Here is a 26,009-nt window from a genome sequence, read left to right on the forward strand (position 1 = left end):
CTTTGTTTTTCTATTTCTTTAAATATACCACCGTCTTACCTCCACCATATTTTCGTATAATTCCCTCTTCTAAATAGGTATTTAACAGTATAGTTGCCTTGTATCGGCTTATGCCGGCTAGTCTCGTGAAATCGACACAAGTGATGCAACCTTGTTCATCCAGATGTTGCATAAGGATGCTAAGGCATTTGTCTTCATCGGGATTGCCATTGCTTCGGTAAGGTGATTCCATGCGTTCCAACGGTAATGGCTCCATGTTCTCACGGAATTTTTTGTTGATGCGCAGGTTTACTTTATTCAGGTGGATGGAAGGAGAGCGGATTTCTTTCTTCTCCATTACCGGATGGTCGCATTTCAGCGATAAGGAGAAATAACCTAATTCTCCGACTTCCACAATCCAGCCTTGTTTCAACCAATGTTGTAACTCATCGGTGACTGCTTGCAAGCATCCTTCAATGGTAGCCTGACTGAAGGCGTTGCTTTTAGATACTAATTCTATAAACTTCTTAGCATCAAGAGTTCCTGATGGAATCACTCGTGCGTGAAGTGGTTGCTGCTCATCCTTTTTTTGTGGGTTGCCACTGGCATAAAGATCATAATAAACACTCATGTCTTATTTTGTTTTTAGTTATTCAGTAAATATTGTCTCCGGCTACATGATTTTATTCGTTTGACTATAGTCATTTAAATCGTTGACTATAGTGCTTCTTTTATTCGACTATAGTCTATCGAAAGAAACACTATAGTCAAATGAATTAATTCGTGCACTCAAAGGTATTAATTATTTCAGGTAAAGACACTAATTTATGCATTAAATGAGAAAATATTATCTACCCCTTTCTATTTTTGCTATTAAAAACGATACCTTTGAAGTGTTTTCTTTCTTTTTTATCAAGTATGGATTGATTTCCGGTAAATTTTCTCATATATTTCAAATTAATATTCATTAACTTATTTGCCGTAATACTTTTTAATACCTCTTGTGTATTAGCTAATAGATATTGAACTATTAACTTTAAAGACTAATATTATGGAAAAAGATTCTCCTTTTTCATCCACCGGCAGAAGGTGTATTGTAACCCTAATGTGCATATTTGTCACTGCTTTTGTTTATGCACAACAGCAAAAAATATCGGTTAGTATCAAAGAGCTTCCTCTTAAAGAAGCTATCAGTCAGATAGCAGAGAAGGCATCGATGAATGTAGCCTATAGTAAAGAATTTGTGGATACGAGTAGGAAAGTGTCATTGGAGGTAAAAGACACAGATGTAAACAAAGCACTAACTCTTTTGCTAAAAGGGACTAACATTGGGTTCCGTTTCCTGGATGACAGTATTTTATTTTATAATAAAGAATATCAAAATAAAACTGAACCTGTTGATTCACAAGGAGAGAAGAAGGAACTGTATGTGAAAGGTAAAGTTACTGACGAGAATACGGAACCGATCATCGGAGCCACCGTATCGGTAAAGGGATCGACTACGGGTACAATCACCGATATCAATGGTCAGTATTCCATCAAGGTACCTTATGGAAGTACACTTCGGTACTCATACGTCGGCTACCGTGAAGAAAGCGTCATAGCGAAAGCAACGACAGTAAACGTAGTGATGAAAGAAAATGCTGTCAGCCTGGAAGATGTAGTAGTTGTAGGCTATGGCGTGCAAAAGAAAGTGAATGTAACAGGTGCCGTATCTATGGTTAAAGCGGAGGCTATTGAGAACAGGCCTATAACTAACGTAACTACGGGGCTGCAAGGATTGTTACCTGGAGTTAGTATCGTTTCTTCTTCGGGGCAGCCGGGTGCTGTGCCCAGTATCAACATTCGTGGTACGGGAACTATTAACAGTAGTACAGCACCTTTGATCTTGATTGATGGAGTAGCCGGGGGAGACATCAACTTATTGAATCCTTCGGACATCGAAAGCGTATCCGTACTGAAAGATGCCGCCTCATCGGCCATTTATGGAGCACGTGCCGCTAACGGTGTTATTCTTGTAACGACTAAAAAAGGAGAAAAGAAAGAGAGCGTAGTATTTCAATATAACGGATATGCCGGATTCCAGACTCCCACAGCATTGCCCGAACTTGTTAACGGAAGGGAATACATGGAACTCTCCAACGAAGCCATGAGTGCTGCCGGATTTTCCAAGCCCTATACACAAGAGGCTTTCGATAAATATGATTCGGGACTGTATCCCAACGAATATTCCAATACTGACTGGATTGACGAAATATACAAAAGCCGGGCTTTTCAGACGGGGCATAATGTGAGTGCACGGGGTGGAAGCGAGAAAACCGGATTTTTTATGTCGTATGGTTTCCTGGATCAGGATGGGCTGGTTGTAGGTGACGGATATAGTTCAAAAAGACACAATGCGCGTATCAGTGTAAACACGGAGGTGTATGATCGTCTGAAACTGACCGGACAGATGAGCTATGTCGATTTCTATAAAAAGGACTTAGGTTATAGCGGCACATCAGGAGTATTCCGCCTGTCACAGCGTATGTCTCCGTTACTTCCCGTCATGTGGCAAATTCCTGACGAGAATGGCCGGATGGTAGATAGTGAGAACTGGTCGTACGGTTCGGTGCGTAACCCCTTGCAGGTAGCCTATGAGTCGGGAATGGAAGAACGGAAAACACGTGTGCTCAATGGTATTTTCAATGCAGATCTCAAAATTATAGACGGACTGAATGTCGGTATGCAGTACTCTGCAAATATATATACCCGCCAGGTGGATGAGTTTAACCCGAAGATGTTGTCTTATTACTCGGACGGTAGCCCGTTGAAAGCAAATGAAGATGCCAAGGACTATATCTCACAAAGCCATCTTGACGTTATGACCCAAACGTTGCAATTCACCCTGAACTTTAATAAAACCATAGGGCGCCACGAGTTGGGAGCATTGATGGGATTTTCGCAAGAGTGGGAAAACAGAAGCACATTGGGTGCTACACGTGATAATGTGATGGTTGAGGATATTCACGTTATTAGTGCCGGAATGATTAATTTTATGAATAGCGGAACAAAAGACGAGTGGGCTTTACGTTCTTACTTTGGTCGTGTCAACTATGCTTTTGACGGTAAATACCTGTTTGAAGCTAACCTGCGTGCCGACGGAACTTCAAGATTTGCCAAGGGCAATCGTTGGGGATATTTTCCATCATTCTCGGCAGGATGGAACTTCTCACGTGAAAAATTCATGGAGTTCGCTACTTCGGTATTGAGCTCGGGTAAGCTGCGTGCTTCCTGGGGTGAGTTGGGAAATCAAAACATTCCCGGTAATTACTACCCCTACTTGTCACCTATCATAACCGAGGAGTCTTATCCTATCGGAGCTTCTAATACACCTGTTATGGGACTTTGGCAAAACAAAATCGGTAATCCCGACATCAAGTGGGAAACCATCCGCATGCTTAATTTCGGAGTAGACCTTAGTTTTTTGAACAATAGACTGAATGTGGACTTTGATTGGTATAAGAAAGAAAATATTGATGCATTGGTTCGTCCCGATGTTCCGGCTATTGTCGGGGTTTCCAGTAGTAACGTAGGTTATGTCAATCTTGGTAAGATTGATGTCAAAGGATGGGAACTTAATCTGTCATGGCGTGATAAGATCGGAAGTGTAAATTACAATCTCGGGTTCAATCTGTCGGACGCCCGTAATAAGATTACCGATTTGGGTGGAACTCCGGAGTCGCTGACCAGTACGGCTTCCGGTTCGTATCGTCGGGTAGGTGATCCGATAGGTGCTTTCTATGGTTATCTGACTGATGGGCTGGCGCAAGTGTATGACTTCGAATCGGTGAATACAACTACAGGTAAGTACCAGAAACCAAAATTTCCTCTTGTTGCATCACAAAACGGCATTGTACAGCCCGGAGATATTAAGTATCGGGACATCAGTGGTCCTGACGGCGCTCCCGATGGGGTAATTGATGACTACGACAAAGTGGTGTTTGGCGAGAAAGAGCCCCATTACACTTATGCAATCAAGGGTGGTTTGGAATGGAAAGGCATTGATTTCAGTTTCTATTTGCAAGGCGTAGGCAAAGTTGCCGGTTACCTTGAGGATGAGGCTCGGCATGCGTTTATCAATGACTACTCAATCCCTAAAAAAGAGCATCTTGACAGATGGACGCCTATGAATCCAAATGCTTCTTATCCCAGACTTTATCAGTCGCAGGAGCACAACAGACTCTTCAGTGACTACTGGAAAGAGGATGCATCGTACTTGCGCCTGAAGAATATTCAGATAGGTTATCGTTTCCCTGCCCGAATGGTGGCACCTCTTGGCATTAATAGTCTTAGAGTATATGCTTCGGCAGATAACTTGTTTACTAAAACCGATTACTTCGGAGCTTATGACCCTGAAGTGAGGACCACCAGCGGAGATGTCTATCCGCAAGTAAAAACCTATGTTTTTGGATTATCAATAACATTCTAACCTATTAAACGACTATAAAGATGAAATACTCAAAATACTTTTTAATCATTGCTTTATTTGGTATAGTTACCTCATGTAGCGATTTTCTGGATAGAACGAACCCTAACGAGCCGGACAATGTAACATTCTGGGTGAATGAAGATCAGCTTAAAAATGCCTTGCCTCCCTGTTACGAAGCTTTGCAAAAAGACTATCTCGTGAATTGGAGCGAATCGACGGCCGAAACTGTTATGTGGGGGAATATTACTAGTGGACTAAGTAAGGTTTCCGGAGGCAAGCACTCTTATACTGACGGCTTCCCCTTCACTACCTATTGGACAGGAGCATATAGCTATATTTATCGCTGCAATAATTTTCTGGACAACTATAATAAAGCGCAGGTAGCTCAAAATAAGAAGGACGTTTATGCCGCAGAAGTAAAAACCATCCGGGCGCTTATGTACTTTTACCTCACGGTGTTTTGGGGTGATGTACCTTGGGTAGGAGAAGTCATCCAGCCCGAAGATGCATATATCGAACGTACTCCCAGAGAGAAAGTCATTGACCAGCTCGTCGAGGATTTGAAATGGGCGGCAGAGCGCATGCCTGAAGAAAGGTATACAGGCGACAAACTGGGAAGACTCGACCGCTGGGGCGCTTTAGCCATATTGGCACGTATTGCCTTGCAAAACGAAAGATGGGAACTGGCTGCAAAAACGAGTGAATATATCATCGAAAACAGTCCCTATGGCCTGTATGAATACGAAAAACTATTTCATCACGAAGGGGATGTCGAGAATGATCCGAAAAATATCGAAGCCATCGTATATAGCCTTTTTGTACCCGAAATCCGTACACAAAGTCTGCCCAATGAAACTTGCAGTCCGACGGACTATATACGCCTCAATCCAACGAAGTCGTTAGTGGATGCTTATCTGTGTACAGACGGTAAACCGGCAAAAACCGGATTGGAATATTATAAAAAGACCGGTGTGCAGACCTCATCGTTATACAAGTCGCCTGAAGAGCATTATGTGGATTATTTCCAGAACAGAGATCCTAGAATGAAGATGACTTTATATGCTCCGGGTGACAAATGGCCGGGAGGAGATGACGGTGATCCTGATACGGATAAGGCCAACGAGATATTTAATCTGCCTCGTTTTGCTTCATTGCAAGATAATAACCGTGTGGGGGCAAATAGCCGTACAGGTTTCTATCTGAAGAAGTATAACGATATTGATTTGGCCGGCTCAAGTGTGGGTGGACATGGGAATCTCAATGTCATCCGCTTTGCCGAAATCTTGCTGATTTATGCCGAAGCCACTTTCGAACTACAAGGCAAGAAACTGACACAAACACAGATTGATTACTCCATCAACAGGCTTAGAGATCGTGTGAATATGCATCGTATGAACCTTGACGAGCTTAGCGCATGGGGGATGGATCTCGAAACCGAATTGAGAAGAGAACGTCGCATTGAGTTGGCAGGTGAAGGAACAAGATACGCCGATGTGATGCGCTGGCGTGAAGGCGAACTTCGCTTTGGACGTGCCATCACCGGTCCCAGCCTGAAAGTTTGTATGAACGATTTGGGTGCCAACCCATATCCCGATACCGGAGTAGATGAGTTTGGTGATGTTATCTACGAAAAGTCTACCGCGGAAGGCGGCGCGCGTTACTTCGACGCAACGAAACATTATTTGTGGCCCGTGCCTAATCCCGAGCGTCAGAAGAACCCTCTGTTAGGACAAAATCCGGGCTGGGAAAAGTAATCATTTAAAAATAGAAACCATGTATTCAATGAAGAAATACTTATTATTGTTTTTATGCCTGACTTTGGGTGTTGCCTATGCGCAAGATACTCTACGGGTGCGGGTAATGACCTATAATTTAAGATTTGGCGAACTGGCATCTTTAGAGGAACTTGCTCATCACATCAAATCCTTCAAGCCTGATTTTGTGGCGCTTCAGGAAGTGGATAGCAAAACAGACCGTAAGCGTACCCCGCATCAGAAGGGGAAGGATTTTATATCCGAACTTGCCTATCATACAGGGATGTTTGGGCTTTACGGAAAAACGATTGACTATTCTACCGGTTATTACGGTATTGGGATGTTAAGTAAATATCCATATATTTCTGTCCAAAAGATAATGCTGCCCCATCCGGTCAAAGAGCATGAGAGACGGGCCATGCTGGAGGGATTATTCGAAATGGGTAATGATACCATTGTTTTTACCTCTACGCATCTGGACGTCAACTCTCAAGAAACACGGGCGGAGCAAATAAAATTTATTACCGGGCATTTCAAAAATTATAAATATCCTGTAATTTTGGGAGGTGATTTCAACGCGCGTCATTACTCGGAGGTAATACGTGGTATGGATAGTTGGTTTGCTGCAAGCAACGATGATTTTGGAATGCCGGCATGGAAGCCTGTGATTAAGATCGATTACTTGTTTGCTTACCCGCAAAAAGGATGGCGTGTGATTAGTACACAAACTGTTCAGTCGCTTTTGTCAGACCATTTACCGATTATTACGGAACTGGAATATGTGAAAGAAGCATCGAAGAAAAAATATTGATACTCACTTATAACATTTATGATTTTCTATGATACATACAATAATCAAGTATTTACTGATTTCAGCAACGCTTTTTTTCTGCTCATGCCACAAGCCTAAGACGGATATTATCACCCCCGCCAAACAGTTAATAGAACGTCAGATTGGGGAAAGAGCACAGTCTATCCACTTTGAATATATCGAACCATCCGAAGGTAAAGATATATTCGAAGTGATAGCAAGCGACGGCCGGCTTACCCTAAGGGGAAGCAGCTCCGTTGCTATCTGTTACGCTTTTCATACGTACATGAAAGAGGCCTGCAAGAGTATGAAAACATGGAGCGGTGAACACATAACGTCGGTGATGCCGTGGCCCGATTATGAATTGTATGAACAGATGTCCCCTTATGAGTTGCGCTATTTCCTTAATGTTTGTACATTCGGCTACACTACTCCTTACTGGGACTGGGAGCGTTGGGAAAAGGAAATTGACAGGATGGCTCTTTATGGTGTAAATATGCCCTTGGCTACCGTGGCCAGCGAAGCCATTGCGGAACGGGTATGGCTGCGTATGGGATTGAACAAAGAAGAAATCCGTGAGTTTTTCACTGCCCCTGCACACCTTCCCTGGCATCGCATGGGCAATCTGAACAAGTGGGACGGTCCTTTATCTGATGCCTGGCAACAGAACCAAATCGCTTTGCAGCATCAAATCCTGACCCGTATGCGCGAGTTGGGTATGCAGCCCATAGCACCCGCGTTTGCAGGTTTCGTGCCGGAAGGATTCGTCCAGAAACATCCCGACACACAATTCCGGCACATGCGGTGGGGTGGTTTTGATGAAGAGTACAACGCCTATGTATTGCCACCGGATTCACCTTTTTTCGAAGAGATAGGCAAACTGTTTGTCGAAGAGTGGGAAAAAGAGTTTGGAGAAAATACGTATTATCTCTCGGATAGTTTTAATGAGATGGAACTGCCTATCGATAAAGAAGATAAAGAAGCGAAATATAAGTTATTGGCCGAGTATGGAGAAACGATCTATAAATCAATTACAGCCGGAAACCCGGATGCCGTTTGGGTTACACAGGGATGGACATTCGGATATCAACATTCATTCTGGGATAAAGAATCACTTAAAGCCTTGTTAAGCAATGTACCTGATGATAAAATGATTATCATTGATTTGGGCAATGATTATCCGAAATGGGTGTGGAACACCGAGCAAACATGGAAAGTACATGATGGGTTTTACGGAAAGAAATGGATATTCAGCTATGTACCCAACTTTGGTGGGAAAAACACCATGACAGGAGACTTGGACATGTATGCTAGTTCCTCGGTCAAAGCATTACGTGCCGCAAATAAAGGTAACTTGATTGGGTTCGGTTCTGCCCCTGAAGGACTCGAAAACAATGAGGTTGTTTACGAACTGTTAGCCGATATGGGATGGTCATCAGATAGTATCGACCTGGACGATTGGATGAAGATATACTGCGAGGCCCGTTATGGAGGATATCCCGATGCCATGGAGGAAGCTTGGAAGCTTTTTCGGAAAACAGCATATAGTTCTTTATATTCATACCCCCGTTTTACCTGGCAAACTGTAGTACCCGATCAACGGCGGATCAGTAAAATCGACCTTAGTGATGATTACTTGCAGGCTATACGTTTGTATGCTAGTTGCGCTGACGAACTGAAAGGCTCTGAATTATACAGAAACGACCTCATAGAGTTTGTTTCGTATTATGTAGCGGCTAAAGCTGAAAATTTTTATAAGCAGGCCCTGAAAGATGATTCGGAGAATCGTGTTCTCGCAGCGCAACGTAATCTGCAACAAACTGTTGATTTGTTGATGGACGTTGACAGGCTATTGGCTTCTCATCCTTTATATCGATTAGAAGAATGGGTGGAACTTGCGCGCAATAGCGGAACAACTCTTCAGGAAAAAGATGCTTATGAAGCAAATGCCAAACGCTTGATTACAAGTTGGGGGGGTATTCAGGAAGATTATGCTGCCCGTTTCTGGAGCGGGCTGATAAAAGACTACTATATCCCTCGTATACAGCTCTATTTCACAAAAGACCGGAATAAAATCCGAGAATGGGAGGAGCAATGGATTACATCTCCCTGGAGCAACAGTACGACTCCGTTTGATGACCCGGTCAAGGCTGCATTGAATTTAATAGAGAAAACAAATAAGTGATAGTTTTTATGAAAAAGATTGTATTGGCATTCGACTCGTTTAAAGGTTCGGTCGGTTCTTTCGAGATAGCGAAAGCTGCCGAAAAAGCGATTCAGGAGGAATTACCCGACTGTCAGATTATACGTTTCCCCATAGCTGATGGTGGCGAAGGGACTACAGAAGCTTTATGCTCCGCCCTTCATGCCCAAACGGTGTCATGTCGGGTGCATGATCCATTCATGAAGCCAATCGATGTATCGTATGGTATCGTAAACAATGGTGCGATGGCTATTATCGAAATGGCCTCGGCCTGCGGTCTGCCATTAATCGATTCAAGCCGGAGAAACCCCATGAAGACTACGACTTATGGAGTTGGAGAGATGGTTGCTGATGCATTAAAACGCGGGTGTCGGGAATTCATTATCGGTATCGGCGGAAGTGCTACGAATGATGCGGGAATAGGTATGCTGAAGGCTTTAGGTGCACGTTTTTTAGATAGCGGAAACCGTGAGTTGGAGCCTGTCGGCGAAAATCTGATAAAAGTCCATCAAATAGATATTTCCCAATTAAATCCGGCATTGAAGGAAAGTAACTTAACGATCGCCTGTGATGTTAGTAATCCATTTTTTGGAAAAGAGGGTGCAGCCTATGTATATGCTCCCCAAAAAGGGGCAAATAGTTTGCAAGTGATAGAGTTGGACAATGGGTTGCGGCATTATGCACAGGTGATAAAGGAATATACAAATATGGATATATCGCAGCTTCCCGGTGCCGGAGCAGCCGGAGGAATGGGAGGTGGCCTGCTTCCGTTTTTGAATGCAGAATTGCAATCCGGAATAGAAGTTATATTGAAAACGCTTCGTTTCGAAGAGGTCGTCCGACGGGCAGACCTGATACTGACCGGAGAGGGGAAGCTGGATTGCCAGACTGGTATGGGAAAGGCGTTGGACGGAATTTTACGTGTCGGTGAGAAATGTCAGGTTCCGGTGATAGCGTTGGGGGGAGCGGTCGAAGCCACCGAAGCGCTAAATAGGATGGGGTTTACTGCCGTACTGCCTATTCAACCTTTTCCGGTAACACTTGAAGAAGCGATGCAACCGGAGTTTACGAAAGAAAACATAGAGAGAACGGTGCGACAGGTGGTGAGAATCATAAAACAATTTACTAAATAATACTCAATGACAGCGATAGGCGCATTAATCGGGCTTTCATTATCCATACTGTTAATCATAAGAAAGCTTTCTCCGACATACAGTCTGATTATCGGAGCGATAGTCGGAGGGTTGTTGGGAGGACTATCTTTAAATGAGACCGTAACGGTGATGACCGAAGGGGTGAAAGAGGTCACCCCGGCGGTATTGCGGATTCTGACAGCCGGAGTCTTGTCAGGCATATTAATACAAACCGGGGCTACCACGGTCATCTCCAATGCGATTATAAACAAAATGGGTGAAAAACGGGTATTTATGGCATTGGCACTCGCAACGATGTTGCTTTGTACGGTAGGCGTATTTATTGATGTGGCTGTGATAACCGTTGCGCCGGTGGCTCTTTCGATAGGCAAGCGTCTAAACCTGTCTCCATCTGTATTGCTTATTGCTATGATCGGGGGAGGTAAATGTGGAAATATCATATCACCTAACCCGAACACCATTATAGCAGCCGGAAATTTTAATGCAGATCTATCGGCTGTAATGTTTGCCAATATTTTACCGGCAGTGATCGGTTTGTTTTTCACTGTTTTTGTTATTGTCCGTCTGATGCCTCAATCGGTAAAAAACAAAAAAACGATGATGCAAACAGAGGATAAAGAGGAAGAGAGAAATCTGCCTTCGTTAAGAACCAGTCTGATTGCTCCTGTTGTTACGATTGTTTTATTGGCATTACGTCCTGCGGCAGGAATCAATATTGATCCTTTGATAGCTTTGCCGGTAGGTGGTTTATGTGGTGCTATCTGTATGAAACAATGGAAAAACATTCTTCCGAGTATAGAGTATGGACTGCAAAAGATGTCTGTGGTAGCTATTCTGTTGATAGGAACCGGAACTATTGCCGGTATCATAAAGAACTCTTCTTTGAAAGATTGGATTCTTACAGGATTGGATCATGCTCATATGAGTGATGCATTGATTGCTCCTATATCAGGCGCGTTGATGTCGGCGGCTACCGCATCGACAACAGCCGGAGCGACACTGGCTTCTTCTTCGTTCGCTGAAACGATATTGGCTATAGGCATTTCTGCAGTTTGGGGAGCGGCTATGATTAATTCCGGAGCTACAGTTCTTGACCATTTGCCACATGGCTCGTTCTTTCATGCGACAGGAGGCGTATGCGAACTCAACTTTAAGGAACGTCTGAAACTGATACCTTATGAGTCGCTTATAGGGATAGTGTTAGCTGCCGGAACGACTATTTTATATATAATAAGTAATTAAAAGAATCAAATATTATGAATCCGAACAAACGGTTACTTTCGCTTGATGTACTTCGGGGTATTACTGTTGCCGGGATGATCTTGGTCAACAATACAGGAAAGTGCGGGTATAACTTTGCCGCTTTTGCACATGCCAAGTGGGATGGCTTTTCGCCGGCCGATCTGGTATTCCCGATGTTTATGTTCCTGATGGGTATTTCGACCTACATCTCTTTGTGTAAGTATAACTTTCAGTGTCGACCGGCCATTGCGAAAATCATAAAAAGAAGTCTCTTATTAATATTTATTGGTCTGGTTATGGAGTGGTTCATAACAGCAATAGATAGTGGTAACTATTTTGATTTGAGTCAGCTCCGGTTGATGGGAGTTATGCAACGGCTTGGGATTTGTTATGGTATTACAGCCTTATTGGCCGTAACAATACCACATAAGCGTTTTATGCCATTAGCTATTATCTTGCTGGTTGTCTACTTTATTTTTCAGTTATTTGGAAACGGATTTGAGAAAAGTGCGGATAATATCGTCGGCATGATTGATTCGGCTATTTTAGGATCTAACCACATGTATCTTCAGGGCCGCCAGTTTGTCGATCCCGAGGGGATACTTAGTACGATTCCCGCTGTGTCTCAAGTGATGATCGGTTTTGTTTGCGGAAAGATAATCATCGACATTAAAGATAATGAACGTCGGATGCTGAATCTATTTCTTATAGGTACCACGCTGTTGTTTGTCGGCTATTTGTTAAGCTATGCCTGTCCTTTGAATAAGCGTTTGTGGTCTCCTTCGTTCGTTTTGCTCACTTGTGGGATTGCGGCATTGTCATTGGCATTGCTGCTCTATATCATTGATGTGAAGCAGAATAAAAAGTGGTTTTCGTTTTTCGAAGCATTTGGAGCGAATCCGCTTGTAATTTATGTGTTTAGTTGTATAGCCGGAGGATTGCTTGTGCATTGGCATATTCATACAACAGTGTTCAATAATTTGCTTAACCCGTTATTCGGAAATTACTTCGGTTCATTTATGTACGGTGTATTTTTCCTGTTGTTCAATGGGCTGTTGGGATATATTTTGTTAAAAAGAAAAATCTATATAAAATTATAAATCAGAATGAAAAGAAAAAGTGTATACACGTGTCTGGTTATGCTGCTTATGTCGTTGGCTCTTCAGGCTAAAGACAAAGACGTAGCTGTTGCGGAAGCATTATTGAAACGTTTGCTGCCGTCATACATCGAGAGTTTTCAGTTTCAAAAGTTGAAAGGAGAGAAAGACTGCTTTACAATAGAGTCCGTAAAAGATAAAATTGTAATTGGTGGAAACAACGCCAATTCAATGGCGATGGGACTGAACCATTACTTGAAATATTACTGTCTCACTACAGTGTCATGGTATGCGGATATAGCCGTTGAAATTCCTGAAGAATTGCCGATGGTTGGTGAGAAGGTCGTTTCGGAAGCGAGAGTGGATACTCGCTTTTTCCTGAATTACTGCACGTATGGTTACACGATGCCTTGGTGGCAATGGAAAGAGTGGGAACGCTTTATTGACTGGATGGCCCTTAATGGTATAAATATGCCTTTGGCAATTACTGGACAAGAAGCCGTGTGGTATAAAGTCTGGTCGAAAATGGGAATGTCGGACATCGAAATACGCTCTTACTTCACGGGACCGCCGTATCTGCCCTGGCATCGGATGGCTAACATAGATCGTTGGAACGGTCCGTTGCCGATGGAATGGCTGGAACATCAGGTAAGTTTGCAGAAAAAAATACTCGCACGTGAGCGTGAATTGAATATGAAGCCCGTATTACCAGCCTTCGCCGGACATGTACCAGCCGATTTAAAACGGATTTATCCCGAGGCTGATATTCAACATTTGGGCAAATGGGCCGGCTTTGCTGATGCATACCGTTGTAATTTTCTGAACCCTAACGATGCTTTGTTTGCGAAAATTCAGAAGTTATTTCTTGATGAACAAAAAAAACTTTTCGGAACCGATCATATTTATGGTTTAGATCCTTTCAACGAGGTTGACCCGCCCAGTTTCGAACCCGAATACTTGCGGAAGATAGCATCGGATATGTACGCTACATTGACGGCTGCCGATCCCAAAGCCCAATGGATGCAAATGACGTGGATGTTTTATTTTGATAAAGATAAATGGACTTCCGAGCGAATGAAGGCTTTGCTGACAGGAGTGCCACAGAATAAAATGATATTACTGGATTATCATTGTGAAAATGTTGAATTATGGAAAAGAACAGAGCATTTTCATGATCAGCCCTATATTTGGTGTTATCTGGGCAATTTCGGAGGAAACACGACTTTGACAGGTAATGTCAAAGAAAGTGGCGCACGACTTGAGAATGCTCTCATTAACGGTGGAGGCAACCTTAAAGGAATCGGCTCTACGCTGGAAGGATTGGATGTGATGCAATTTCCCTACGAATACATTCTTGAGAAAGCATGGAACCTGAATGCAGATGATAATAAATGGATTGAATGTCTGGCTGACAGACATGTGGGATGTGTGTCGCAGTCTGTGCGCGATGCTTGGAAACGATTATTCAATGACATTTATGTACAGGTGCCGCGCACATTGGGTACTTTACCCGGGTATCGCCCTGCATTGAATAAGAACAGTGAAAAACGGACAAGTAATGTGTATAGCAATGTTGAACTACTAGAGGTCTGGAGAAAACTGAATGAGGCACCTTCTGACCGGAGAGATGCTTTTCGCCTGGATTTGATTACTGTAGGCAGACAGGTGCTTGGAAACTACTTTTTTGATGTGAAAGTGGAGTTTGACAGGATGGTTGAAGCTAAAGATTATCAGGCTTTGAAAGCTTGCGGCGAAAAAATGAAGGAGATATTGAATGATTTGGATAAGCTGAATGCCTTTCATCCTTACTGTTCGCTGGATAAATGGATTGATGATGCACGGAAGATGGGGGATTCTCCCCAATTGAAAGACTATTATGAAAAGAACGCTCGCAACTTGATTACGACTTGGGGAGGAAGCCTGAACGATTATGCCAGTCGTTCGTGGGCCGGGCTGATAAGTGATTATTATGCAAAACGCTGGGAGGTGTATATCAATACATTCATCAAAGCGGCCGAGAAAGGTGTAGAGGTGGATCAGAAACAACTTGAAGATGAATTAAAAGAAATAGAAGAAGGTTGGGTAAATGCAACTGATCGGAAAGATGTTCGAAAAGATATTCATTCAGCAACTGACGGATTATTATCCTTCTCAACCTTTTTATTCAGCAAATATCAAAGACTGGTGAAATAAATAAGAGGCCTGTTTTATTTGTTGCTCGCGATTCATGCTATATCAGAAAGAATTAATATATTTGAAAATAAGGACTTGATATAATAAGCTTTTTATTTTCATATTTAAAATGATTAAGCTGTCCCAGAAATACTCACAGGATGAAGCCCAAGCTTTGGTTAAGGCTCTGAAAGAGGGGAACCAGCTGGCATTTAGTATTGTATACAAGACGTATGCGGCGCAGACCTTTTCTTTGGCATTTAAATATTTGCTGAATAAAGAATTGGCTGAAGATGCTGTGCAGAACTTATTCTTAAAACTCTGGCTGAAAAAAGAAGAAATCGACGAGACAAAACCCATAAACAGATACCTTTTTACAATGTTGAAGAACGATCTGCTCAATACGTTGAGAGATTCAAAGAAAAATATCTATTTACTTGAGGATTGCCTTTCAATGGTTTTGGAATTGGAAGACAATTCTCAAAACGAAAACCTTAAACAAGAACAAATGAACATCATACAGCAAGCTCTTGAGCAACTTTCGCCGCAACGCCGCAAGGTTTTTGAAATGAAAGTTTCGGGAAAATACTCCAATCAGGAAATAGCCGATAAACTTAATCTTTCGATCAATACAATTAAATTTCAATATAGCCAATCTTTGAAGCAGATTCGCGCGACAGTGGGAGAGCTTAGCCTATTGTTGCTTTATTGTATGATGTAGTTTTATCACTTTTTGCTGATATGGAACGTTCTTTTGAATTAACACGGTTTAACGTAGTCTGTATAATACTTTTTTGTAACAGTGTGTATTACTAATAGATATTGAAATATGAAATCAAAAAAGAAATATACAAATCAGGACTTTGAAGTAGTTGACGGCATCGGGAAATATATGGATGACGACATTCAGAGGATAATAGAAGGCAAACAGCTCGAATTGGGCGACAGAGAATTGCCTCCTTTTGATGAATATCGCATTTATAAGAATATTCAGGAAGCCGTGATGCGGGAAGAAAAACGAAAGAACAGGAGAATAAGGATGCCATTGTTCTTTAAGTGGACGGTAGCCTGTGCAATTGTTTTGCTAGTGATAGGTGTAGGATATAATTTCTATCAAAGTCGTAGTGAGGCAAACCTTGTTTATCGGGAGGTCTGTGCTGTAAGGGGGGAGAAGCTACTCGTATTACTTCCTGATGGCAGCCGGGTGTGGTTAAATGCCGATTCTAAATTGACCTATCCGGAACAGTTTGCAAAATACAACAGGAATGTTACGCTGGAAGGAGAGGCTTATTTTGAGATAGCAGAAAATAAGAAATCCCCTTTTCAGGTGCTTGCCGAGAATGTGAAAATACAAGTGACGGGAACGTGTTTCAATGTAAAAGCATACGCTTCGGATAAGGTAATCAAAACTACACTCGACGAAGGAAGTATAAATATCGGGCATGTCCAAAGCCGCAGGCCTATGCAGCAAATGCTTCCCGGACAAACTGCAGTTTATGAAAAAAGGAGTAATGTAATAAAAATAAAAACTGATAGATATCACGATGATGCTTCGAGTTGGAAAAGCAACCGGCTTATTTTCAGAAATGCATCACTGAAAGAGGTGCTTACAACACTCTCGCGGCATTTTGATATAGAGATTACAGTTAAAAACGAAAAGATTGCTTCGTTTACGTACGACTTCGTTTGTAAAGGGAACGATTTGAACTATGTGTTGGAGGTGATGCAATCCATAACACCGGTTAGCTTTAAAAAAATATCAGAATATACATATACCGTTGAATAAGTAAACTTAATCTAATAATAAAAACAAATTTATGAAAGCACTTTTAAAGCCCATTGTATGGGTATGCCTTTTCTTTTTTGCGTATCAAAGTACGTATGCGCAGGCTCTTAAAATAATGAGCTATAATTGCCGGATGTCCGGGGAAATGACTGGCTACTCGGTGAAGGAGTATGCTGTATTTATCAGGAAATACAATCCGGATGTTGTAATGTTGCAAGAGATAGATTACAACACAAAAAGGAACAAAAATCAGGATTTCACCACTCAACTGGCTGCGGAGTTGGGATTGTTTTCCGTATTCGGGAAAGCGATGGATACTGGTGGTGGAGAATATGGAGTAGCTATCCTTTCAAAATATCCTTTTGTTTATATCAATAACAAAACTTTTGAAGGTATAGACGGAGCCAAAGAACCCCGGACGCTATTATATGTAGATATTCAGGAGCCGGGAACTTCAGACGTAATCAGGATAGGAACGACTCACCTGGATCATTCGACAGACCTGATAAGGAGCGCAATGGCCGAACAGATTAATGAGCGGATTGGTACGGGAGATACCCCGACACTGCTGGGGGGAGATTTTAATGCCCGGACCGACTCTAATGTGATTTGTGAGGTAATGAAGAACTGGCAGAGAATCTGTGATGATACATTCACCTATCCCGCAGATCAGCCGACAATCAAGATTGATTATATATTCGGACTTCCACAGAATAAGTGGAAAGTGAAGTCGTTTAAAGTTCTATCTAATCCGGAAGTATCTGACCACAGAGCTTTGTTTGCTGAAGTTGAATTTGTAAAATGAATGAAATATGAAATCAAACTATCTATATCTGCTATTTATATGTATCATCTCTTGCCTGTTCGTTTCGTGTAGTGATGAGGATAACAAGGGAGAAGAAATTCCGGAATGGAACCGGTTCAGAACTACTAACGTGTTGGTTTATGCACACTTGTCAGAGCAAAATTTATTTAGCTCTTGTAGCTATAAAGAGGTGGCGTCATCTATCAGAAACACTGTTCATTCAGTGGCATTGTTGGACAGGACGAACGCTGTCTATGGGCAAACTGCAATCATAAATACGGGTACGGAGACTGCTAGAGAGAGCAAGAAAGTGCCGGTGTTTGTACCTGTCAGCTATAGTAACGGAGAGAAAAAGATAATCGGCAGTACGGTTCTTTTTCCTTCTACTATTTCCGAAATGACACAATATGTAGTAAAAAACGATTGCAGATATCTTGAAACAAAAACAGAAGCAGTGAACGGAATAGATATGCTCTTCTGTTCTGTATCATTAAATAGTGAAGACCTGATAGCTCCGGCTGTCGACGTTTTCAAGAAAAAGGTAAACGAACAGACGGTTCTGGTAGGCACTGTTAAACGTGCGTTATTGCCTAATCTTGAGTCGGCAATTACTTCTAACTTAACTTCTGATACCTATTCTTTCGTAGAAGTGGAAAATAGAAATAGAGACTCCGAGTATTGTATATTTGTCCTGACTTCACACAAATGGGCTTTTAGGGGGGTAACCGAAACAAGTGTAAGCGGAGATTTACATTGTTTTCAATTACAAATCGAATCTTTAAAATAAAAAATGAACGGTCATGAAGCAATATATCAAAAATATAATGATCCTGATACTTGCCCTTCCATGGGGTTTGTTGTTGACAAATTGTAGTGATAGTGAGCCCGATTATTCGGACGACAACGCGTATCCGCCACCTACTGTAGAACTCACTTCTCCTTCTGAAATAGATGTGGTGGAGTATAACTCGACGGTGACTGTATCTGCCAGAAGTTTCTCTGCTGTGGGTATACATAGCATATATGCTACCTTGTTGAAGATGGATGAGAATGGAGAATATGAAGAGATAAACGCGACTGAACGTCAACGTTTAAAGATAGATACCTTGCAAACTGATATGACACTTGAATTTGACTTGAATGTCAAGGTTAACACGCGTGAAGCAGCCGGGATACTGGTAACATCAACGGACGTTTTGACAAAAACGGCACAAAAGGTAATACCTATTAAAAAGATAACCAAACTTCCATCCCAGATATTCACCGAACCATCAGATTTCCCTGTTTTAGTACCCGATGAAGAGGTTTCTCTGTCTGTGGTGATTCGTTCTGCTGTGGGCATTAAGTCTATAAAACATACATTGTGTAATAAAGTACTGGGTGACCTGAAGGAATATACGACTATTCCGGTATCAGGCAATCCGTTGGAAATGGAATTTATCCTGAAAACTGTCGTAGACAATAAAGAGACCAATGGAATCAAGATCGTGGTGGAAGATATAGAAGGGTTGAAAGAGGAAAAGATTATCAATGTCGAAGGTCTTGAGGGTGTTGACAATAATGTTGCGCTTGTTTTCAACGATATCGAAATGGCACCTGAATGGGAACATTCAACAGAACCGGATCAACCTTATATTTTCTCCATAGAGGGAATAATGATACGGGGTGTGCAGAAACATGTATTAAGCTTGAAGGAAATTAAAGGATATGGCTCAAAGGCAAATAGCGTAGACTTTGCTTTCATCAATATATGGAGAAATCCGAGCTTTGTTGCCGTTAAAAACAGAGGTTTCTCTTATGTCAGTGCGTCAAGAATTAATGGAGGGCCGATAGGGAGAGCTTATGATGTGAATGACTGGATCAAACCGGCAGGTGTTGCTACCAACAAAACGTTGTTTACTCTTATACCTGATGATAAGGTTACTGATCTTGGTATTGATGTGATGATGGCGAACGCGGCTTCGGACGTCAAGACTTTTGAGGCGTTGAATATGTTGGAAAGTATAGCTAAAAGAGGTGCCGATATGTTAATGCAAAGAGTCAATGCGTCTGATGGATATCCGAATGATCCTTGTAGTTTGCAGATAAAAGACGGTTCTTATATTGCCTTTGTTACTGCGGCGGGCAAATACGGTGTCATTCATGTTATTGAAGCCGCAAACGATATGGATGCATTAGTTGCCGGAGGATGTAAAATAGCTACTCCTACAGGAGTGGTAGGAAGCCAGGGGCCAGCCTATTCGGGAGCTGGCATAACCGGACTCACTTATGACGGTGTGGCATTACTCTATGGACGTACCTGTAAGTTGAAAATTGTGGTTCAGAAGTAAGGTTATTATAATGGAAGAATGAAAAAATATGTATTTTATATAAGAATCAAGAGGGTTGGCTCTGAATTTGAGATGCTTCCTTAATAATTGGCTATAGTTAAAGTAGTCCGAAAAGCCTTGAGCTTACTAAAATCACCTTTACTACAAATATATCGTAGTAAGGGTGATTTTTCTTTTTAGGGTAAAGTCATTGACTTATGCATTAAATGAGAAAAAATAGAGTTGTTTAGTGAGTGTTATGAAAAAAATGTCGAATGCTTTCAGGGTAATTCAAAAGTTACGGGTCTATTTAATAAAAGAGCTTATAAAACACATTTAAATATGGAAGACATTTATATTATCATATCTAAATATCTATTGGGAACTGCTTCTCCGCAGGAGGAGATGGAAATCATGGAATGGCGGAATGCTGATGCCGGGCACGAACAGGAATTTCAGGAACTGTGCGAGAGCTGGCAGATAGCTCATGCGGGAATACATCCGGTAATTCCTGATAAAGAACGTGTGTGGGAAAAGATAATGAGTAATCTGAATCTGGTGAAACCTGTGAAGATGTACACGCAGCGGTTGTTGTATCGGGCAGTGGGAATTGCTGCTATGCTGGCACTGGCGTTGGGTTTCTCGCTTTCTCTGCTGGTTTCGGAAAAGGAAGAAGTAGGATTAGTCTCATTTACAGCTCCTGTTGGCCAGAAAGCAGAAGTCAGTTTGCCGGATGGCACTAAAGTTTGGTTGAATTCTGGTTCTACTTTGACCTATTCTACGGATTATGCCAAAGATTGCCGTTCTGTAAAATTGAATGGACAGGCCTTTTTTGATGTGGTGCAAGACAGTAAGAGACAGTTTGATGTATCGGTAGGTGATGTAAAAGTGTTGGTTCATGGTACCGCATTCGATGTCAATGGATATGGAGACCATTCAGAATTGGAAGTTGTACTGCTTAGAGGGCACGTGACGGTTGTCTCGACTTTAACGGACAAGCTGTTGGCAGATATGAAACCCAATCAGAAAGTCATTATTCCTTTGCATGAAATGGAGAAGTGTAAATTGGAGGCTTGCGATGCTGAAGTAGAGTCCGTATGGCGATTGGGCAAGCTGAAAATTGAAAATGAGAACCTGCAGGAAATAGTTCAAAAAATGGAACGATGGTATGGCATCAAAATTCAATTGCATGATGTACCGGAAAATAAACGTTATTGGATGACAATTAAAACAGAATCTTTGCGAGAGATGCTTGAGATCATTAATCGGGTGACTCCGATTACATACACTATTAACGGAGAGGAGGTGAGCATAACCGGAAGAAAGTAATCGAAGAATAAAAAAGGACGCAGAAGAGTGCCATCTTCCACGTCCGAAGAGCAAAACCTGCGTATGTATGCTATCCGTCAGACGGATGGCACAGGTATAGCCTTGCTTTATGCAGACAAAGGTAATAATTAATTCCTTTATTTAACCTTAAATGAGTTTACAATGTTGAAGCTAAAACAAATATTATGTAGCATTCTTGTTTTGGGCAGCCTGCTTTCCAGCCCTTCGCTATGGGCGCAGAAAGAGACTAAGGTCAATATCGCTGCCAGGCAGATTTCTTTAAAAAATCTGATACAAGCTGTTGAAAAACAGACAGATTATACTTTTGTGTTCGATAATTCTATCCCTCTGTCACGTATTGTTTCCCTGAAAGGAGGTTCTCAATATCTTTCGGATGTGCTGAAACAGGCCTTTGATAAAAGTGACATTGCGTATGAAATAGTAGGCAAACAGATTGTTTTACAAAAGGTGCAGACGAAGACCAACCGGACGATTTCGGGTGTGGTGAAAGATGAGCAGGGAGAAGCGGTCATCGGAGCAAGCGTATTGGTAAAAGGTACCACCAACGGTACGGTTACCGATTTTAACGGAAAGTTTGAGTTGCAGAATGTACCAGAAAGTGCCACTATTGATGTGACGTTTATAGGTTACGCCCCACAGAGCAAAAAGGTGGTGGCCGGAGTACGTTCAATGAATTTCGTTCTTGAAGAAGATACAGAGACATTGGATGAAGTAGTAGTGGTAGGTTACGGCGTACAACGCAAACGGGACCTTTCCGGTTCGATAGCTTCCGTCAAAGGCGATATCATTACTGAATATGCAAATACTTCTGTTGCGTCAGCATTACAGGGACGCGTGTCAGGTGTACAGATTCAGCAAACTAATGGCCAGCCGGGAGCCGGAATACAAGTGAGGGTACGTGGTTCTAATTCTATTCGGGGTGACAATGAGCCGCTTTGGATTATCAACGGATTTCCGGGTGACATTAATATGATAAATACGGCCGATATCGAATCAGTTGAAGTGATGAAAGATGCTTCCGCAACTGCTATCTATGGTTCGCGTGGTGCCAATGGTGTCATCCTGATTACGACGAAGCAAGCTAAAGAAGGGAAGATTACCGTGGAATACAATGCCAGCTTCGGTGTGCAGAGTCTGGCTAAAGAACTTGAGCTGCTCGATGCTTGGGAATATATGAACTATCTGAATGAAAAAGCAGCGATTAATAATCAGCCGACGATATATACCGATGAAGAGATTAAATCTACCCGGCATAGTACCAACTGGCAGCGTGAACTGTTTCGTAATGCCCTCGTTACCGACCACTCTGTGAATGTCTCTGGTGGTACGGAAAAAGTTCAGGGAACGTTAGGCGCCAGCTATTTCGATCAGCAAGGTATCGTGAAGGAAAGTGGCTATAAACGTATGTCTATCCGTTCAAGCCTGAATTATCACATCTCAAAATATGTCACCGTGTCGAGCAACTTGATTTTCAGCCGCTCCAATCATAATCAGATGAATTCGCAGGGAGGTAGCCGGGGAACGTCTGTTATCGGTTCTACACTGATTCTGCCGCCAACAGCGACACCTCATTATGACGACGGAACCTGGAATGACTTCCAGACACAACCGATTGCACCGGTAAATCCGTTGGCTTATGTGAAAGAAGTGGATAATAAATGGTATGCCAACCGGATTATGGCAAATGCTTCATTGACAATAAAACCGATAGACGGACTTTCAATTCAGTTATCTGCCAACGTAAATAATAACCAGAACCGCAAAGATTATTACAAGTCATTACAATACCCTAATTCACAAGGGGCTGCCTCTATTACATTTGGAGAAACAGTCGGTATCACAAGTAATAATATCATAACCTATAATAAGAGTTTTCTAAAAAAACACCATTTGAGTGTGATGGGTGGTTTTACCTACGAACAGAGTACATCGAAAACTGCGGGAACGGGTACGGCCGAAGGCTTCTTGAGTGATGTGACCGAAACCTATGACATGGATGCAGCTACCGTTAAGGGGCTGCCGACATCTTCTTATTCAGATTGGCGTTTGTTCTCATTTCTGGGACGTGTCAACTATAATTATGCTGATCGCTATCTATTGACTGCCAGTCTTCGTGCTGATGGTTCCTCACGTTATAGTAAAGGAAACAAATGGGGATATTTCCCTTCAGCGGCAGCGGCCTGGCGTCTTTCGCAAGAGTCTTTTTTGCGTGATGTAGAGTGGCTTTCGGATCTAAAGTTCCGTTTGAGTTACGGAGTGACCGGTAGCACTGCCATCTCACCGTATTCTACGCAGAACACATTGAGGACGGAAAATGTAGTATTCGATAAGAATACAACAGTGGCGTATGTCCCGTCAGATACCTACACCGGCGATTTGAAATGGGAAACAACCTCACAGTTTAATGTGGGGGTTGATCTGTCCCTGTTTAATAATCGTCTCCGCATGACTGCGGATTACTATCGGAAGAAAACGACTGATTTGCTGAACAATGTAGAGATGCCTCGTTCAAGTGGATACACCACTGCCCTGCGTAACATCGGTTCCATCCGTAACTCGGGGTTTGAGTTGCAACTCGACGGGCGGATTATTGATCGTGCTGTGAAATGGGATTTGGGTGTCAACTTCTCGCTTAATCGCAGCAAAGTGTTAGTCCTTTCGGAAGATAAGGATATTTTCGGTGGCGAATTGGATAATACCATTCTGAAAGACCAGCTCAATCTGATGCGTGTGGGTGAGCCAATGTATGTTTTCTACGGATATGTTGAAGATGGATACGATGAGAACGGTCATATCGTATATAAGAATATGGATGACGATCCTGCCATCACAGCAGCAGACAAGACCATCATCGGTGATCCTAATCCTGATTTTTTGGTCAATCTAACTACAGCAGTCAGTTATAAAGGGTTTACGCTAAGCGCTTTCTTCCAGAGTTCAATAGGTAATGATATATATTCGCTTAGTATGGCTGCACAAGCTTATGATTATGGATATAACGGGAATACGTTGCGCGAGGTGTACTACAACCATTGGACACCCGAGAATCCTACCGCAAAATATCCCAATCTCGATCAGACTTCCTATAAAATGTCCGACCGGTTTGTTTATGACGGCAGCTTCGTCAGACTTAAAAACCTCGAATTGGCCTACGATGTACCTTGTGCCCGTAGCAAATTCATCAAGCGCGCCCGTGCCTATGTGAGTGCCCAAAACCTGTTTACTATTACGAGCTACCCTTTCTGGGATCCGGATATAAATGCCAATGGTGGCGGAAGCTCGATGATTCAGGGGGTAGATTCGTATTGTTATCCTAGTGCCCGTACTTATACGATTGGATGCCGACTCACTTTCTAACATATAAAAATTGATGTCTTATGAAAAAATTATTGATATATATTGCCGCTTTTGCTATGATCCTGGCAATGAACACATCCTGTGAAGATATGGGCTCTTTGGAAGAACATCCGAAGAAAGTGGATGCAACGACTTTTATGGCGAATGCCAAAGAAGTGGAGAGTGTTATCAATTCCATCTATTTCCAACTCCGTCGTGATCCGGGATTCAGTCGTTATCTGATTGTTCTGGAAGAAGGACTGGCGGATTATTGTATTGGAAGAGGTAACTATGCCACAGCTTATGATACCGGGCTTACCAGTGGTGGGGTGGGCTTCTCCAAAGATAGCTGGGCGGTGTTGTATCGTGCCATTCGTTTTGCCAATAATATTCTTGACGGTATAGGTAATACTCCACTCTCGCAACAGGAGTATAACAACCTTACCGGGGAAACACGTTTTCTACGTGCATTCGCCTATTCATGGCTGGCACGAAATTGGGGCGCCGTTCCTTTTTTTGATGAACAGAACATGAATGACTTTAATAAACCCCGTACTCCGGAAGCTGATATCTGGAAGTTTGTGATTGATGAGGCCGATTATGCTGCATCCAATCTGCCGGAAGTGGCTAAATCTGCCGGACGTCCTTCGCGTTATGCCGCATTGGCATTGAAAACAGAAGCTTGTCTTTATGCCGGTCGCTATGAAGAGGCGGCTGAAGCAGCCGGTTTAATTATTTCATCCAAACGATATTCTCTGGTTGAGGTTGGCAAAGCGGATGATTTCCTCGACCTTTACGGTCATACGGCTAATGCCACTTCTGAAGAAATTTTCTATATAAAGTTCAACCGCGATAGTGGATCGACCATCGCCTATATGTATCTCTGCAAGCCCAATCCTTTCGTGAATATGGGAGCTGTAGGAATTTATACCGATTATCAGAAGAATAAATTTATTCAGAATTGGGACCAGAATGATTTACGCTATCAGTTCGGATTGTATAAACAAACGCAGAATGGAACACTTAATGCACTGACTAAAACGGGTATGATTTGCTCGAAATTCAGAGACTCGGAATGGACAGGGAGTAGTACAACCCCCAATGACAATCCGGTATATCGTTATGCTGATATTCTGCTTTATTATGCAGAAGCTGTTTGTCGCTGGAAAGGAGCTCCTACCGATGATGCCATGGAAAAATTGAATATGGTGCGGCGACGTGCTTACGGACAGAAACCGACACAAGCATCTTCTTCAGACTATAAACTGGCTGATTATGCAAGTAAAGATGCTTTTCTTGCACTGGTGTTGCAGGAGCGTGGCTACGAAACGATTTTTGAAGGTAAACGCTACAATGACCTGAAACGTTGTGGAAAGCTTGCAGAAGCAGCTTTGGCTGCTGGACGTATTTCGGCTTTATCCGAAGTGGGAGATGCAGCTTACTGGTGGCCTATCCCTACCGATGAATTTAATTATAATATGGCATTGGATCAGACAAAAGACCAGAATCCTGGGTATTAACAACTTAATTAATTTGATTT

The 26,009-nt window shown here is 42.4% G+C and carries 17 protein-coding genes; 16 read left to right on the top strand and 1 reads right to left on the bottom strand.

All coding sequences use genetic code 11. From position 1 onward, the window contains the following. Nucleotides 1–10 precede the first annotated feature (10 nt). Nucleotides 11–610, bottom strand: a complete 600-nt coding sequence (locus NQ505_RS07255; protein ID WP_009000990.1) for a DsbA family protein — start codon at nt 608–610, stop codon at nt 11–13. Nucleotides 611–1,030: 420 nt separating this feature from the next. On the opposite strand from NQ505_RS07255, the gene NQ505_RS07260 reads away from it, so the two are divergent. From NQ505_RS07260 to NQ505_RS07335, 16 genes are all read left to right on the top strand, one after another. Continuing rightward, nucleotides 1,031–4,450: a TonB-dependent receptor gene (locus tag NQ505_RS07260; protein WP_009000989.1), complete on the top strand. Its 3,420-nt coding sequence runs from the start codon at nt 1,031–1,033 to the stop codon at nt 4,448–4,450. Nucleotides 4,451–4,470: 20 nt separating this feature from the next. Continuing rightward, the gene (locus tag NQ505_RS07265) at nt 4,471–6,204 is read left to right on the top strand and encodes a RagB/SusD family nutrient uptake outer membrane protein (protein ID WP_004317477.1); all 1,734 of its coding nucleotides are present in this window, start codon (nt 4,471–4,473) and stop codon (nt 6,202–6,204) included. 19 nt (nt 6,205–6,223) lie between these two features. Then, nucleotides 6,224–7,015 carry an endonuclease/exonuclease/phosphatase family protein gene (locus NQ505_RS07270; protein ID WP_009000988.1) on the top strand — a complete coding sequence of 264 codons (792 nt, stop codon included), beginning with the start codon at nt 6,224–6,226 and terminating at the stop codon, nt 7,013–7,015. A gap of 28 nt (nt 7,016–7,043) precedes the next feature. Next, nucleotides 7,044–9,200, top strand: a complete 2,157-nt coding sequence (locus NQ505_RS07275; RefSeq protein WP_009000987.1) for an alpha-N-acetylglucosaminidase — start codon at nt 7,044–7,046, stop codon at nt 9,198–9,200. 8 nt (nt 9,201–9,208) lie between these two features. Beyond that, entirely contained in the window at nt 9,209–10,351 is a 1,143-nt protein-coding gene (locus NQ505_RS07280; protein ID WP_009000986.1) for a glycerate kinase, read from the top strand. A 6-nt stretch (nt 10,352–10,357) separates the two neighbouring features. Beyond that, nucleotides 10,358–11,614, top strand: coding sequence for a GntP family permease (locus NQ505_RS07285; RefSeq protein WP_009000985.1), 1,257 nt, complete (start codon nt 10,358–10,360; stop codon nt 11,612–11,614). Between the two features lie 14 nt (nt 11,615–11,628). Next, on the top strand, nt 11,629–12,714 hold the full coding sequence (locus NQ505_RS07290; RefSeq protein WP_009000984.1) for an acyltransferase family protein: 1,086 nt from the start codon (nt 11,629–11,631) through the stop codon (nt 12,712–12,714). A gap of 6 nt (nt 12,715–12,720) precedes the next feature. After that, nucleotides 12,721–14,904 carry an alpha-N-acetylglucosaminidase gene (locus NQ505_RS07295; RefSeq protein WP_009000983.1) on the top strand — a complete coding sequence of 728 codons (2,184 nt, stop codon included), beginning with the start codon at nt 12,721–12,723 and terminating at the stop codon, nt 14,902–14,904. 109 nt (nt 14,905–15,013) lie between these two features. Further along, a complete protein-coding gene (locus NQ505_RS07300; protein ID WP_009000982.1) occupies nt 15,014–15,604 on the top strand; it encodes an RNA polymerase sigma factor in 591 nt (196 codons plus the stop codon). Between the two features lie 108 nt (nt 15,605–15,712). Then, nucleotides 15,713–16,669 (top strand): FecR family protein, encoded by a 957-nt coding sequence (locus NQ505_RS07305; protein WP_009000981.1) that lies wholly within the window; start codon nt 15,713–15,715, stop codon nt 16,667–16,669. Between the two features lie 31 nt (nt 16,670–16,700). Beyond that, nucleotides 16,701–17,474: an endonuclease/exonuclease/phosphatase family protein gene (locus tag NQ505_RS07310; protein ID WP_004296439.1), complete on the top strand. Its 774-nt coding sequence runs from the start codon at nt 16,701–16,703 to the stop codon at nt 17,472–17,474. Nucleotides 17,475–17,481: 7 nt separating this feature from the next. Next, complete coding sequence (locus NQ505_RS07315; RefSeq protein WP_009000980.1) at nt 17,482–18,261, top strand: hypothetical protein; 780 nt, start codon at nt 17,482–17,484, stop codon at nt 18,259–18,261. Nucleotides 18,262–18,274: 13 nt separating this feature from the next. After that, the gene (locus tag NQ505_RS07320; RefSeq protein WP_009000979.1) at nt 18,275–19,804 is read left to right on the top strand and encodes a hypothetical protein; all 1,530 of its coding nucleotides are present in this window, start codon (nt 18,275–18,277) and stop codon (nt 19,802–19,804) included. A 321-nt stretch (nt 19,805–20,125) separates the two neighbouring features. After that, nucleotides 20,126–21,112: a FecR family protein gene (locus NQ505_RS07325; RefSeq protein ID WP_009000978.1), complete on the top strand. Its 987-nt coding sequence runs from the start codon at nt 20,126–20,128 to the stop codon at nt 21,110–21,112. 162 nt (nt 21,113–21,274) lie between these two features. Then, on the top strand, nt 21,275–24,490 hold the full coding sequence (locus NQ505_RS07330) for a SusC/RagA family TonB-linked outer membrane protein (RefSeq protein ID WP_009000977.1): 3,216 nt from the start codon (nt 21,275–21,277) through the stop codon (nt 24,488–24,490). 20 nt (nt 24,491–24,510) lie between these two features. Beyond that, the gene (locus tag NQ505_RS07335; protein ID WP_004317504.1) at nt 24,511–25,989 is read left to right on the top strand and encodes a RagB/SusD family nutrient uptake outer membrane protein; all 1,479 of its coding nucleotides are present in this window, start codon (nt 24,511–24,513) and stop codon (nt 25,987–25,989) included. The last annotated feature ends 20 nt before the right edge of the window (nt 25,990–26,009 follow it).

It is taken from the genome of Bacteroides sp. D2 (genome assembly GCF_025147085.1).
GTDB lineage: Bacteria > Bacteroidota > Bacteroidia > Bacteroidales > Bacteroidaceae > Bacteroides.